This is a genomic window from Rhodocyclaceae bacterium, assembly GCA_020248265.1.
In the GTDB taxonomy this organism is placed as follows: domain Bacteria; phylum Pseudomonadota; class Gammaproteobacteria; order Burkholderiales; family CAIKXV01; genus CAIKXV01.
Window position 1 is genome coordinate 1 of record JADCHX010000010.1, and the last position, 13,906, is coordinate 13,906.

A 13,906-nucleotide genomic window follows, 5' to 3' on the forward strand; every position below is an offset into this window, starting at 1 on the left:
GGTAAAGCACGCCCGCTGGATTCTCAAGCACGTTTGCTGGCCGTCTACGGCGATGCACGGCTGTGGTTCCTGATCGCGCAGGCCAATGGGCTCTCCAGCGACGCGGACCTCAGAGCCGGCCAGACGCTCAACGTGCCCAATCGGGTCACCGACCTCTACGCCTCGGCGCAGCCGGTGAGGCCGTATTCGCCCGGCGAGATCGTCGGCGATACCACCCCCACCTTGCCCGATCCCCCGCCCCCGCCTCCCCCGCCCCAGGGACGAGGGGGGTGTGGCGGGTTCGGGCAGGTGCTGGTGATGGTGGTGAGTATTGCGGTGGCCGTGGCGATGCCTGCAACGATGGGTTGGACTGCCGGCCAGTTGACTCTGGGCCAGGCGATGACCATCGGGGCAGTGAGCAACATCGCCGGTCAAGTCGCCGGCAACATCGCCGGGGTGCAGAAGGGCTTCAACTTCCGATCCTTCGCCACCTCGGTGATCAGTGCCGGCATCACGCAACGGATGGGCCTCAACAGCGTCGATAGTGGGCTTGCCAAGAAGCTCAACCTATCGGGGTGGCAGGCCGCTGCGGTGCACGCCGCAGCGGGCAGCATCGTCGGTCAAGGCGTGGGCATCGTCATCGGGGCGCAGCAGCGCTTCGACTGGCGCGCGGTAGCAGGCGCGGCGGTCGGGGTGGGGCTGACGACCGGGCTCAGCGCGACACCGGGCATCGGGGAGCGGGTGGTCGGCAACATCGCCGGGCAACTGGTTGCCCGAGGACGGGTGAACTTCGCCCAGGTCGCGGGCGATGTGTTCGGGAACCTGCTCGGCAATGCCCTGGCGGGGCAGATCTACGAGAGACGCGAGCAGCAGCTCGCCGCGCGCGAGGATGCGCGCGAGGCGGCCATGTGGCAGGCGGTCGGGAGCGGCGCTGCACCTTCGCGGCAGTCCCCCATAGCAGCAAGACCGCCGGAATCGTCCTGGCGGATGATGGCCCGTTCGGGGGGGCCGGTCAGCGATGCAGCCATGTGGCAGGCGGTCGGGAGCGGCGCTGCACCTTCGCAGCAGTCCCCGGTAGCAGCAAGACCGCCGGAATCGTACTGGCGGATGATGGCCAGTTCGGGTGGGCTGGTCAGCGATGCGGCCGAGGGTGTGCCGGAGCTCGGTGTGTTCGACGAGTGGCGCGAACAGCAACTCGCCGCGCGGGAGGATGTGCGCGAGGCGGCCATGTGGCAGACGGTCGGGGGCGGCGCTGCGGACTCGCAGCAGTCCACGGCGCAACAGCGCGTGCATGCGCTGCTGAGAGCCCACATGTCCGACGCTGCATACCTGGTGAACCCGAGCGATCCAACGAAGGGTTATCGGGGTACGCTACCGTCGGGCGTCTACAGTGTTGAGCCTGGAGAGGGCGTGTTGTCCGCCCTTGCGCCCGAATGGTTCGAGAACCGCGACACCGGTTTCGCAGCGCGCCTGTTCTATCTCGCCGAGAGCGACACCTATACGCTGGCCTTCCGTGGCACCGATAACATCCAGGACTTCATCACCGGGAATCGGCAGGCCGTCGACCCGCGTGCGCCGCAGTACGAAGAAGCCCGTCGATTGGTTGAGGAGCTCCAAGTTATTCTTGGCGATAAGCTCACCGACCTGACAGGCCATTCACTCGGCGGGGGACTGGCGGCGGCAATGTCGATGATGACGGGGCTACCCGCGACCACCTTCAACGCGGCGGGTCTGAACACCAGCACCGTGACGCGCGCAGGCGGCACGTGGAGCGACGAGCGTTCACAAACCCTGATCACCAACTACAGGGTCAAAGACGAAGTACTGACGAGCCTGCAAGAGCGTGGCTCAATCGGATCGATACCGCTGGCGGCCAGTGCCCTCTTCGTGGGGCCTGTTGCCGGACTGGCATTGCAGGGGGCGGCAGCAGCCCTGCCTGACGCGGCTGGCCGGCAAGTCACGCTCGATGCCATTGGCACGTCGGGCACACCCATGTCGTGGCCTGAACGCAACAACCTCGTTAAGATGACCCCGATTGCCCTGCATGGCATGGACTACGTCCTGCGGGGCATGTCCGCTTATGCGAAACAAGGCCGCCAATGAACCGACGAATCTACGCGATTGCTTTCTTGACGGTCTTTCTTGCGGGATGCACACCGATGGCCACCAGCATGTCGATTGGAAGCCGTGAAAGTCAGGCGTTTGAAACATCGCCCTACATCGAAGCGGCTCAGGCTATCCGCCGAGACGACGCCGCTGGCTTGCGGGAGTTGATCGGACGCGGATTGGATGTGAACCACGAAACCCAGGCCGTACGCACGGCCTGGGGACTGGACACGGTGCATTTACTGCTTTATGCGGCGGCTTCCGACAGCGTCAAGGCGGCCACGGCCCTGCTTGAAGCGGGCGCCGACGTCAACAAGGCCACCAAGGCCGGCATGACGGCGCTGATCATGGGGGCGCCCTCCCCAAACGAGGCACTGTTCGATTTGCTGCTCATTCGCTACAAGGCGGATCCCAACAAGGTAATGCGGACGTGGGCACCACAGACTGCCTTGATGTTCTTGCTGAAAGAACGCCGGGCGCTGGGCGACAAGCGGTTCGAGCGCGCCGCGACGATGATTCGCTATGGCGCGAATGTGAACCTAGATCTTGGAGGCGGCGAGACACAGACGATTGCATTCAGCAAGATCGGGGACTGGCGCGCGGTGCATTGGCTACTGGAAAACGGCGCACAACATGAGGCCCGAGATCGCGTGGGAACGTTGATGTGCTTTCTTCGGAATAGCTATCGCGCGAATGTGCTGGGACCCTCCGAAGCCTTCACATACCGGGACCTGGTACGAGACTGGCTGCTGGCCAAGGGGGTTGCGCGTTCACGCGTTGATCCTGCGCTGCACCCCAGTCCCAAGTGCGACGACTGAATGAGGCTTCCGCTCGCGCTTCGGGGAGGATAAGGAGAAATCGGTGACGGGCTGGCAACTCCGTGAAGATGCTCCTCGACCGCTACGCCAGATGGATTCCTGGTGGAGATCAAGGCAACGCGCGGGAGCTTCTGGTGGCCGCAATGGCGCCCGGTACTGAAGGAATTCGTCCCAACGGGCATTCCCGAGGCCGCCCAGAAAGTACAAAAGCCCAAGAAAATCAATGATTTACTTGGGCTTGTAATTGGTAGGCGCGATTGGACTCGAACCAACGACCCCCACCATGTCAAGGTGGTGCTCTAACCAGCTGAGCTACGCGCCTGCCGAAGCCTCGCATTGTATCGCAAAGTGCGGCGTTGGCGAATGCATCGCAAATTCACGCGTGTCACGCGACGTTCACGGGACCGCGCTACGCTGCATTTCATCGCGCAAACCTGCCGCGCCGGCCCATCACACAGCGGAGCAACCCCATGAAACCCGTCGACATCCCTTCGCAGCCCGGCACCGCCCCGGCAGCGCACGCGCACCCTGACCGGACCCGGCGCAGCCTGTTGAAGGCTGCGATGGCCGGCGCCGCGCTGTCAGTGCCCATGGCTGGCTGTGCCACCCCTTCGGGCACGCGCTGGCAAGGGCCGCCCGCGCTCGGCTTCAAGTCGATCGCGCCGATGGCGGAGGATTCGGTGCGGGTGCCCGAAGGATACCGGGTGCAAGTGCTCAATGCCTGGGGTGATCCGATCGGGTCACCGCTGGGCGCGCCTGCGTTCCGCCAGGATGCTTCGAACACGGCAGACGAGCAGTTGCTCCAGTCCGGCATGCACCATGATGCGATCGAATACTTCCCGCTGCCGTACGGTTCGGCAGACAGCTCCAGCCGATCGCGCCGCGCGCTGCTCGCCATCAACCACGAATACACGGATGACGGCCTGCTGCATGCGGATGGCATGGAACCCTGGACGGCTGCGAAGGTCGCCAAGTCGCAGGCCGCGCATGGTGTGTCGATCATCGAAGTGGCCGCGACCGCCGACGGCTGGGCCGTCGTCACGCCGTCGCGCCATGCGCGCCGGGTCACCCCACGCACGCCGATGATGCTGTCCGGCCCTGCCGCCGGCGCCGCTGCGCTGCGCACGAGCTACGACAGTTCGGGCACCCGCGTGCGCGGCACGCTGAACAACTGCGCGGGCGGCTATACGCCCTGGGGCACCTACCTCACCTGCGAGGAGAACTGGAACCTTTATTTCCACGGCGGTGCCAGTCCCGTCCCCGAGGCGCTGCGCCGCTACGGCGTCAACGCCAGGAGTTCCTACCGGTGGCACGAGCACGATGCACGATTCGACCTCTCGCAGGAACCCAATGAAGCCAACCGGTTCGGATGGGTGGTCGAGATCGACCCCTATGAGCCGGATTCGGTCCCGGTCAAGCGCACCGCACTCGGCCGCTTCAAGCACGAAGGGGCGATGCTTGCAGTCGGGCCCGACCGCAGGCTCGCCTGGTACATGGGCGATGACGAGGTATTCCAGTACGTCTACAAGTTCGTCACCCGCGACGCCTACGACCCGCGCGACCGCGCCGCCAACCGCAACCTGATGGACCATGGCACGCTCTACGTGGCGCGCTTCAACGCAGGCGGCAGCGGCGAATGGGTCGAACTCGTCCATGGGCGCAACGGGCTGACGCCCGAGAACGGCTTCGCCGACCAGGCCGACGTCCTCATCCGCACGCGCGAGGCGGCCGAACGGGTCGGTGCCACGCCCATGGATCGTCCGGAGTGGGGTGCGGTACATCCATCCACGCTCGATGTCTACATGACGATGACCAACAACCCCCTGCGTGGCGCCCCGGGGCGACCTGGACCGGATGCCGCGAACCCGCGTGCGCGCAACGTGTTCGGGCACATCCTGCGCTGGCGCGAGGCAGGCCGCGATCCGAAGGCCACCCGCTTCGACTGGGATCTCTTCGCGCTCGCCGGCGACCCGAAGGCAGCCGATGCCGTGCAGCGCGGCAACGTCAAGGGCGACAGCTACGGCAGCCCGGACGGTCTCTGGTTCGACCCCTCCGGCAACCTGTGGATCCAGACCGACGTATCGACCAACAATCTCCATCGCGGCGACTACCAGAGCATGGGCAACAACCAGATGCTGGTTGCCGACGTCACGACCGGCGAAACACGCCGCTTCCTGACCGGTCCGAATGGCTCCGAGGTGACTGGCTGCGTGATGTCGCCCGACGGCCGGACGCTGTTCGTGAACATCCAGCATCCGGGTGAGCCGGCGGGCGAGCGCAGCAACCCCGCGCGTCCGAAGGCGGTCAGCAGCTGGCCGGACGGCACGGCCGGCGGCCGTCCCCGCTCTGCGACATTGGCCATCCGCCGGATCGACGGCGGCCTGATCGGCACCTGAACCGGGCGCCGACGACGCTCAATCAGCCCAGTACAGCGCCGCGGGATTGTCGACCAGTACCTGGCGGCGCAGCGCTTCGTCGGTGACCGTGCGTGCGAACAGGTTCACCAGTTCGCCGTCGTTCGGCATGTCGGCGCTGATGTTCGGATGCGGGAAGTCGGTGCCCCACAGCACCCGGTCGGGCGCGACTTCGACCAGCGCACGTGCGAAGGGAATCGCATCGTCGAACGGGGCCTTGCCGACCGACACCCGCTCGGAGCCGCTGATCTTCACCCAGGCCCTCGGGTTGCTGCGCATCAGGTCGAGCAACTGCACGAACGACGGCTGGCCGGTACCTGCCCCTGCCTTCACCCGCGCCATGTGGTCGATGATGAAAGGCACCGGCAGCGCATCGAGCAGCGGACGGTATTGCGGGATGTCCAGCGCGTCGAAATGCAGTTGCAGGTGCCAGCCGAGCGGCACAAGCCGTGCCACCGTCTCGTGGAAGAAATCCATGGCGGGTGCGCCGCCGAGATGCTTCACGAAGTTGAAACGCACGCCGCGCACGCCGCCTGCGTGCAGCCGCGCCAGCGCCGCATCGGACGTACCGGGATCGACCATCGCGACGCCCTTGTAGCGCCCGCCGCTGCGCGCGATCGCATCCAGCATCGCCGAATTGTCGGCGCCGTGGCAGCTCGCCTGCACCAGCACCGCGCGCTCGAAGCCGAGGAAGTCGTGCAGGCCGCGCAGGTGGTCGTAACCCGCGTCGGTCGGCGTGTAGGTCCGGTCGGGCGCGTACGGGAATCGGTCGGCAGGCCCGAAGATATGGCAATGGGCGTCGCAGGCGAGCGGCGGTGGCACCCACGATGGCTTGACCGGTTGCGTATCGTAGGGACGGCAGGGTTTCATCGGGCGTGAACTCCGTGGCGGAATCGGGCCGGGCTATCCCGGGCGGACGAGTCTACTGCCGCTCGATCTTCGCTTGTGTGACCACGTCTCCCCAGCGGCGGATCTCGCTCGACAGCAGCTTCGACATGTCCTCGGGCGTGCCACCGGTCGGCGTGACGGCAAGTTCCGCCATCCGCTTGCGCATCTCCGGGCGGGCGATCGCAGCGTTGATCTCCGTGTTGAGCCGGTCGACGATCGCCCGCGGCGTGCGCGCCGGCGCAGCCACGCCGTTCCAGGCTGTCACGTTGTACTGCGGCATGCCGCTCTCGACTGCAGTGGGAACGTTCGGAAGGCCTTCGAACCGCTTGCCGGCCGTGACTGCGATCGCGCGCAACGCGCCGCCGGTGATCTGCGTCAATACCGGCCCGAGCACCTCGAACCCGACCTGCACCTCGTCGCCCTGCAACGCTGCAACCAGCGCCGGCGTGCCCTTGTAGGTCACCGCGTTCATCGGCACCCCGGCCTGGGCACGGAAAAGTTCGGTCGCGAGGTGCTGGGTGCTGCCGATGTTGATCGATCCGAGGTTCAGCTTCTGCGGCGCGGTACGCGCCAGGCTAAGGATGTCCTTGATCGATCCGATCGGGGAGTTGCGCCCGGTGACGATCACCAGTTCGAACGAGGCCAGTGGCGCGATCATCGCGAAATCCTTCACCGGATCGTAAGGCAGCGACTTCATCAGCGTCACCGCAGCCGCGTTGCCGTTGGTGATGAGCAGCAGCGTGTAACCGTCGGCTGCCGACTTGGCTACCGTCTCGGCGGCGATGATGCCGCCGGCACCCGGACGGTTGTCGACCAGGAACGGCTGGCCGGTCCGCTCGCCGAGTTGCTGCGCGAGCAGGCGCGAGGTGAGGTCGGCGACGCCGCCTGGCGCGAAACCGAGGACGATGCGCACCGGCCGCGATGGGTAGTCCTGTGCGGCGGCGGTCATCGGGACCATCGCGCCCGCGGATGCGAGCACGAGGGTTGCAGCGATTTTCATCCGGGCCGTGGCATGCATGGCGATTCCTCCGTTGGTTCGACTGTCTCGTTATCGGCCGATGGTAACCGAACGCGCCCCGGCCTCCGCGAGCGGGACACCCTGGCACCGTGAGGTAAACTGCAGGCCCAGCTTCCCTCAGGATCGAGCATGCACGGCATGGCTGTCGAACACCGGAGCACCGTCCTGCTCGACCTGCCCCACGGTCAGGGCCGTCAGGCCGAGACCGACGCCTCGGCAGGCCAATGACACCGGCGCAGGCACCGATGCAGGCACCAGCGCAGGTGACGTTCGCGGAGGCGCTCCGCTTCTGGTTCAAGCTCGGCTTCATCAGTTTCGGTGGCCCGGCGGGCCAGATCGCGTTGATGCATGCCGAACTGGTCGAGCGCCGCCGCTGGATCAGCGAGCAGCGGTTCCTGCACGCGCTCAACTACTGCATGGTGCTGCCGGGGCCGGAGGCCCAGCAACTGGCGACCTACATCGGCTGGCTGCTGCACCGGACCTGGGGCGGCATCGTCGCCGGTGCGCTGTTCGTGCTGCCTTCGCTGCTGCTGCTGATCGCGCTGTCCTGGATCTACGTGCGCTTCGGCGAACAGCCCGTGATCGCCGGGCTGTTCTACGGCATCAAGCCGGCAGTCACCGCGATCGTGCTGCATGCGGCGTGGCGCATCGGCAGCCGGGCGATCGCGAACCGCTGGATGGCAGGCATCGCCGCGACGGCCTTCGTGGCGATCTTCGCACTGGATGTACCGTTCCCGGCGATCGTTGTCGCCGCCGCGCTGGTCGGCCATTTCGGCGCGCGGCGCTGGCCGGGCGTGTTTGCGCTCGGCGGAGGCCATGCAGCCGGGAAGAAGGGCTATGGTCCGGCGCTGATCGACGACGACAGCCCGCGGGCGATGCACACGCTGTTCACCCGGTCGCGGCTCGCGCTGGTGCTGGCGGTCGGCGGCGGGCTGTGGGTGGCCGCGATGGCGATCCTGCTGGCCCTGCATGGCTGGGACGGAACGCTCACGCGGATGGGCTGGTTCTTCACCAAGGCGGCGCTGCTCACCTTCGGCGGCGCGTATGCCGTGCTGCCCTACGTGTATCAGGGCGCGGTCGAGCACTACCAGTGGCTGACCCCGACGCAGATGATCGACGGGCTTGCGCTCGGCGAGACCACGCCGGGCCCGCTGATCATCGTCGTCGCCTTCGTCGCGTTCATCGGCGGCTGGTCGGCGCAGGTCGCGGGAGACGCTGCGCCGTTCCTCGGCGGGGCGCTGGCGGCCGTAGTGGTCACCTTCTTCACGTTCCTGCCCTCGTTCATCTTCATCCTCGCCGGCGGGCCGATGGTCGAGGCCACGCGCGGTCGGCTCGGCTTCACCGCGCCGCTGTCGGCGATCACCGCGGCGGTGGTCGGCGTGATCGTCAACCTCGCGCTGTTCTTTGCGTACCACGTGTTCTGGCCGAAAGGCTTCGCGGACGCCTTCGATCCGGCTGCAGCACTGATCGCCATCGCGGCTGGGGTCGCGCTGTTCCGTTTCAGGGTCGGCGTGTTGCCCCTGCTGGCGGGGTGTGCGGCGGTCGGCCTTGCGTTCAGCCTGCTGCGGCCAGTGCTCGCCGGCTGAGCACGCTCCCTGTCGCTGCCGCGCCCAGGGCGCGATCCTGGCCGCCCCGGCAGCCGCGCAGTCAGGCTTCGATGCGGCGCGTCACGGCCCGCGTCTCGCCGAAGGTCGGCACGTAGACCGAGTGCGTACCCGGCCCGCCGGCCACGACGATGCCGACATCCTCTGGCGAGCGCGACAGTGGTACCCGCGTGGACCGGTCGAATCCGGGCAGCTCGCCCAGGCGTGCATTGCGCGTCCTTTCGTAGTCCCGCTGCGCGAACTCGCCGGCCACCATCATCGACTGCTCCCACAGCATCCGCCGGACGGCCGCCTTGTCGTAGCCATGCCTGGCCATCACCGCGGCATGCTCCGGCGACAGAATCATCCAGGGCTCGCCGCAGTAGTGATAGTCGTTGCTGGCCGGGTACGCCATCGAGCGTGCCAGACATGCAAGCAGTTCGTCGGCATCCTTGCTGTGCGTGTTCAGGTTGAGCGTGCCCGATGCAGCAACCAAAGTGACCGCGTCGTCGCCCGTCGCGAAACCGCGGTCGGCATGCAGCGGCGCCCATGGACTGGCGGCTTCGTTCTCGGCACAGCAGAACAGGAACTTGCCCGGCTGGCCGTGGGTCGCGCGGTCCATCTCCGCTGGCCATGCACCGCCGATGTTCTGCATCACCAGCCGCAGCGCACGGCCCAGCGTCGCGTTTGGCAGGTTGCCCTGCCCGAGGCAGTTGATGCCAGCGTTCATGCCGAGCGCCAGCGCGATCGGCCCGTTGACGATCAGCCAGGTCGTGACCGGGTTGGTGGTCGACTGCACGGCCTGCAGGTTGAACGCCGGATCGGCGGCGGCCTCCACCGCGGCGATCAGCACCGGCAGGTGGGCAGGCAAGCAACCGGCCATCACCGCATTGACCGCGATCAGCTCGACGGTGGCTGCACCGAAGCCGGGAGCGAGCGTCGCGACGACCGCTGTCGGCGCCCGGCGGCTGCCGGACAGCATGCGGGCGACGCGTGCTGGCGTCGGCGGGATCACCGGCAGGCCGTCACTCCAGCGTCGGTCGCTGCAGGCCTGGTGGAAGGCTTCGATATCGGCGGGCAGTTCGATCAGCCTGCCATCGGCCGCGCCGGCCGCTGGCGTAGCGCCGATATGCGACCCCGCCCGTGCCGCGCCAGCGACTGCGGCGAGACGTACCGTCTCGGCGATACGCTCGGCCAGTGTTTCCGCTAGCGCTGCGACCTCTTCGCGCGACCGCGACCCGAACGGATGCTCGATGATCAGCAGCGGCTGGTCTGGCGCACCGAGCGCCTTGGCCTGGGCGCGCGCGAGGCCGCCGAATGCCGTGGAGCACACGCTGATTCCGAACGCGCCGCGGCGGCCGATCGAAACGGAGTCGTGGACACTCCACGACGCGCAGGACCCTCAGTCGCCAGAGCCGCTGATCACCACCATGCTTTCGGACGCCATCCGGTCGAGCACTGAAGGATCGGCACCGATCGACGCATTCGGCTTGCGGTGCCGCAGCACCCGCGCCACGCCATGCCTGGACAGCAGCAGTTGCTCGAGGTCGTCCGCGAGGAGCGAGAAGTTGGGCTTGGAGTTGTCGATGAAGGCGACCGTCGCACCGGCGAGCGATCCGGTGAACCGTGCCGCTGGCGCGTGGACGGCTGCATGGCTGGGCGCGAGTGGATCGAGCACGGCCAGCATTGCACCGCCGCTGCCGGTCGCGCTGCTGTCGGGGATGACGGACATCGGTCTTCCTTCGGTAATCGGGCAACGTAAAAAGACGCATCGTTCGAGCGGAAGCTATCATAACCACTGCTCGTTACCCCGCCTGGAGATGCACGATGCCCGATCACAGCAACCCGTCCGGCGCAGCGCCAGCGCTGCCCCTTCACGATGGGTACACGCGCGAATTGTGCGACACGATCGCCGGCTGGAACTACGACCGGCTTCCGCCGGAAGTGGTCTCGACCAGCAAGGCACTCATCCTGGACGCCCTCGGTACGATCGCAGGTGCGTCGCACGCGCCCGGCATCCCGGAACTGCTGGCACGCCTGTCGCGCTGGGAACAGGCGGGCAGCGCGACCGGCCTCATCGGCCTGCGCCGGTTCTCGCCACCGACGGCCGCGCTCGCCAACGGTGCCGCCGCGCATGCGCTCGACTTCGACGATCAGCACGACCCGGCGCGCGTGCACACCAGTTGCGTGGTGCTGCCAGCGCTGCTCGCCACCGCCGAGGACGCCGCGCCAGTGAGCGGCCGCGACTTCATCCTCGCCTTTGCCATCGGTGCCGAGCTGCATGCGCGCCTCGGCCTGGCCTGCCACAACAGCCTCGGCCGCGGCTGGCACCCGACGATGGTCTCGGGCACCGTGGCTGCATCGATCGCCGCCGGCCGGCTGCTCGGGCTCGATGGCGAGCACATCGCCAACGGGCTGGGTTTCGCCTACCACCAGGCCAGCGGCTCGGCGCAGAGCATGCGCGATGGCGTGCTGTCGAAGCGCATCGGCGCCGGTTTCGCTTCGCGCGCCGCGGTGCTGGGCGCCTTCCTGGGCGCGGACGGGCTGACCGGCACGCGCCGCACGCTCGAAGGCAATGCCGGCCTGTTCGCGCTGTACGAGGGCAACGACGTGCATCCGCACCTGCTCACCGACGGCCTCGGCGAACGCTGGCGGGTGCCCGAGTACAGCTTCAAGCCCTACCCGTGCTGCCGCTGCAACCACACCGCGATCGGCCTCGGCATCGGCCTGCATGCGCGCGGCATCCGTCCGGCGGACGTGGCTTCGATCGAGATCCGTATCGGCCACGTGAACTGGCTCACCGTCGGAACGCCTTACGACCCCGCACGCAACGACGTGGTCCATGCGCAGTTCAACATCGCCTACGGCTTCGCGCGTGCGCTGCTGGATGGCCAGGTCGGCCTCGAGTCATACCTGAAGTCGGTGATCTCGGCACCCGAGGTCGGCATGCTCACATCGAAGACCACGATCGTCGACGACCCGTCGATCGATCCGACGGCCATCGAACCTGCGCGGGTTAGGGTGGTGCTTGCCAGCGGCGAGACCATCGAGGTCGGCAGCGACACGGTAAAGGGCAGCCCGCAGGAGCCGATGACGCGCGACGAGCAGCGCGCGAAGTTGCGCGGTTGCCTGCGCTTCGGGCTGGGTGCCGGCGACGCGGCTGCGGACCGGCTGGCCGGAGCGGTGGACCAGCTCGAGGCTGCACCCGACGCGGCGCGCGCATTGATCGACGCTTTCCCGCGCTGAACACGGAGCGTGCCCCGGCTCAGACGCGATTCGCGCGCCTGCACCGGGCCGTGGGTCACTCTGCCTTGGCGCCCGACGCCTTCACCGCCTTTGCAAAGGTGACCGTCTCGGCAGCGATCAGCCTGGCCAGTTCCGCCGGCGTACCGCCGCCGGGTTCGAACCCGAGCCCGATCAGGCGCTCGCTGACATCCGGGAGCCTGAGCACGCGGCTGATCTCTTCGCTGAGCTTGCGGACGGTCGCCTGTGGTGTACCCGCCGCCGTCATCAGCCCGACCCAGTTGCCCAGCACGAATCCCTTGACGCCCTGCTCTGCGAAGGTCGGGACGTCCGGCATCCATTGCAGCCGCTTCTCGGACATCGCACCGATCACGCGCACCTTGCCAGTCTTCACCGCCGGCCACAGTTCCGGCACCGCGTTGGAGATGACGTGCACCTGCCCGCCGATCAGGTCGGCTGCGGCTGGGGCGGCGCCCTTGTAGGGAACATGCACGCCCTCGATACCGGCGGATACCTTCAGCATCTCCATCGAGAGGTGGCTGATCGCACCAACGCCGCCCGAGCCGTAGACCATCTTGTTCTGCTTCGCCCACGCGATGAGTTCGGGTACCGTCCTGATCTGGAGCGTGCCGCTGACCGCCGTGATCAGCGGCGAGCTTCCGAGGTAGACAACCGGCGTCAGGTCGCGCGAGAGGCTGTAGCCGAGCTTCGGATAGAGCGACTGCGCGATCACGTGCGCGGTGCTGATGTTGAGCAGCGTATAGCCGTCGGGCGCAGCCCGGGCGGCGACCTCGGCACCGACATTGCCGCCAGCCCCCGGCCGGTTGTCGACGATCACGGGCTGCTTCCAGGACTCGGTCAGCTTCTGGGCGACCACTCGTGCAAGCAGATCGTTGATGCCGCCGGGGGCGAAGGCCACCACGTAGCGGATCGCGCGCTCCGGATAGGCCTGGGCGACGGCCTGGCTCGCGGCAGACAGCGCCAGGGCGCCCCCTGCCAGCCCTGCTAGTGCACTGCGGATCGGTGCTTTCATCTGGACACGTTCCTCTGCGTGGAAGGGAATATCCCGGCGCGGACGGGCGTCACGCCGACATGCGTGCAAGCGGCGGCATCTTCGCCGGCTTGCCTTCGGTAAAGGCGAGCGAGCGCAACAGGCTACCGCAGTCCACGATCTTCGGGTCAACGCCCATCGCGCGGTAGGCCTGCCAGGCCGACGCCTGCACAGCCGAGTAGACCGGCTTGCCCAGGTCGCGCTCGAGCATCTCGAGCACTTCGAGGGCGCGCAGCTGCGTACAGGCGACGAACACCGCCTGCGAATCCGGCGTCGTCATCTCCTTCACCTTGCGGTAGATCTCCTCCGGCAGCACCTTGGCATGGTCGAACATGTCCAGCATGTCGAAGGTTCCCAGCTTGGTCGTGGTAATGCCATAGGCGCTGGCGAACTGCTTCAACCGTTCGTTGGTCAGTTCGACATAGGGTGTCACCACGTCGACCTTCTTCACACCGTTGTCGGCGAGGCAGGCGACCATCGCGCCGGCCGTGGTGACGGTGGGTGCCTTCGTGATCTCGGTCAACTGCTCGCAGATGCGGTCGTTCCACTCGGGACCTTCGAAGAAGCTGCCGCTGGTGCAGCCATAGACGACCACGTCCGGCTCGACCATCGCCACTTCGCTCGCCGCATGCTTGCTGGCCTGCTCCATGTTGCGCAGTTCCTCTGGCGTGCCCTCGCGGCCACCCGCGATGCGCGCGGTATGCACCGACACGCCTGGCGGCGCGATACGCCAGAACTCGGTCTCCATCGTGGTGTTGATCGACGGAACCAGCAATCCGATCCTGCCTCTCCATCCGTACATGGAA

The 13,906-nt window shown here is 67.3% G+C and carries 11 protein-coding genes and 1 tRNA gene; 5 read left to right on the forward strand and 7 right to left on the reverse strand.

Annotation, left to right across the window (positions count from 1 at the left end):
- The first annotated feature begins 33 nt into the window (after positions 1 to 33).
- Entirely contained in the window at positions 34 to 2,082 is a 2,049-nt protein-coding gene (locus ING98_09640) for a DUF2974 domain-containing protein (GenBank protein MCA3102125.1), read from the forward strand.
- 56 nt (positions 2,083 to 2,138) lie between these two features.
- A complete protein-coding gene (locus ING98_09645; protein ID MCA3102126.1) occupies positions 2,139 to 2,903 on the forward strand; it encodes a hypothetical protein in 765 nt (254 codons plus the stop codon).
- A 245-nt stretch (positions 2,904 to 3,148) separates the two neighbouring features.
- Here ING98_09645 and ING98_09650 read toward each other — a convergent pair.
- Positions 3,149 to 3,225: transfer RNA gene (locus tag ING98_09650), tRNA-Val, on the reverse strand.
- Between the two features lie 148 nt (positions 3,226 to 3,373).
- Between ING98_09650 and ING98_09655 the strand changes: the two genes are divergently transcribed.
- A complete protein-coding gene (locus ING98_09655) occupies positions 3,374 to 5,299 on the forward strand; it encodes a PhoX family phosphatase (protein ID MCA3102127.1) in 1,926 nt (641 codons plus the stop codon).
- An 18-nt stretch (positions 5,300 to 5,317) separates the two neighbouring features.
- On the opposite strand, the gene ING98_09660 is transcribed toward ING98_09655, so the two are convergent.
- Both ING98_09660 and ING98_09665 read right to left on the reverse strand, forming a co-directional pair.
- Complete coding sequence (locus ING98_09660; GenBank protein ID MCA3102128.1) at positions 5,318 to 6,187, reverse strand: amidohydrolase family protein; 870 nt, start codon at positions 6,185 to 6,187, stop codon at positions 5,318 to 5,320.
- A 52-nt stretch (positions 6,188 to 6,239) separates the two neighbouring features.
- Positions 6,240 to 7,163 carry a tripartite tricarboxylate transporter substrate binding protein gene (locus ING98_09665; GenBank protein MCA3102129.1) on the reverse strand — a complete coding sequence of 308 codons (924 nt, stop codon included), beginning with the start codon at positions 7,161 to 7,163 and terminating at the stop codon, positions 6,240 to 6,242.
- 284 nt (positions 7,164 to 7,447) lie between these two features.
- On the opposite strand from ING98_09665, the gene chrA reads away from it, so the two are divergent.
- On the forward strand, positions 7,448 to 8,809 hold the full coding sequence (chrA, locus tag ING98_09670) for a chromate efflux transporter (protein MCA3102130.1): 1,362 nt from the start codon (positions 7,448 to 7,450) through the stop codon (positions 8,807 to 8,809).
- 61 nt (positions 8,810 to 8,870) lie between these two features.
- Here the strand turns inward: chrA and ING98_09675 are convergent, their stop codons facing one another.
- A complete protein-coding gene (locus ING98_09675) occupies positions 8,871 to 10,139 on the reverse strand; it encodes a hypothetical protein (protein MCA3102131.1) in 1,269 nt (422 codons plus the stop codon).
- Between the two features lie 69 nt (positions 10,140 to 10,208).
- Positions 10,209 to 10,538, reverse strand: coding sequence for a hypothetical protein (locus tag ING98_09680; protein ID MCA3102132.1), 330 nt, complete (start codon positions 10,536 to 10,538; stop codon positions 10,209 to 10,211).
- Positions 10,539 to 10,633: 95 nt separating this feature from the next.
- Between ING98_09680 and ING98_09685 the strand changes: the two genes are divergently transcribed.
- A complete protein-coding gene (locus ING98_09685) occupies positions 10,634 to 12,052 on the forward strand; it encodes an MmgE/PrpD family protein (protein MCA3102133.1) in 1,419 nt (472 codons plus the stop codon).
- A gap of 55 nt (positions 12,053 to 12,107) precedes the next feature.
- Here ING98_09685 and ING98_09690 read toward each other — a convergent pair whose 3' ends face one another.
- Both ING98_09690 and ING98_09695 read right to left on the reverse strand, forming a co-directional pair.
- Positions 12,108 to 13,082, reverse strand: coding sequence for a tripartite tricarboxylate transporter substrate binding protein (locus ING98_09690; GenBank protein ID MCA3102134.1), 975 nt, complete (start codon positions 13,080 to 13,082; stop codon positions 12,108 to 12,110).
- A 49-nt stretch (positions 13,083 to 13,131) separates the two neighbouring features.
- Positions 13,132 to 13,902 (reverse strand): aspartate/glutamate racemase family protein, encoded by a 771-nt coding sequence (locus ING98_09695; GenBank protein ID MCA3102135.1) that lies wholly within the window; start codon positions 13,900 to 13,902, stop codon positions 13,132 to 13,134.
- Positions 13,903 to 13,906 lie beyond the last annotated feature (4 nt).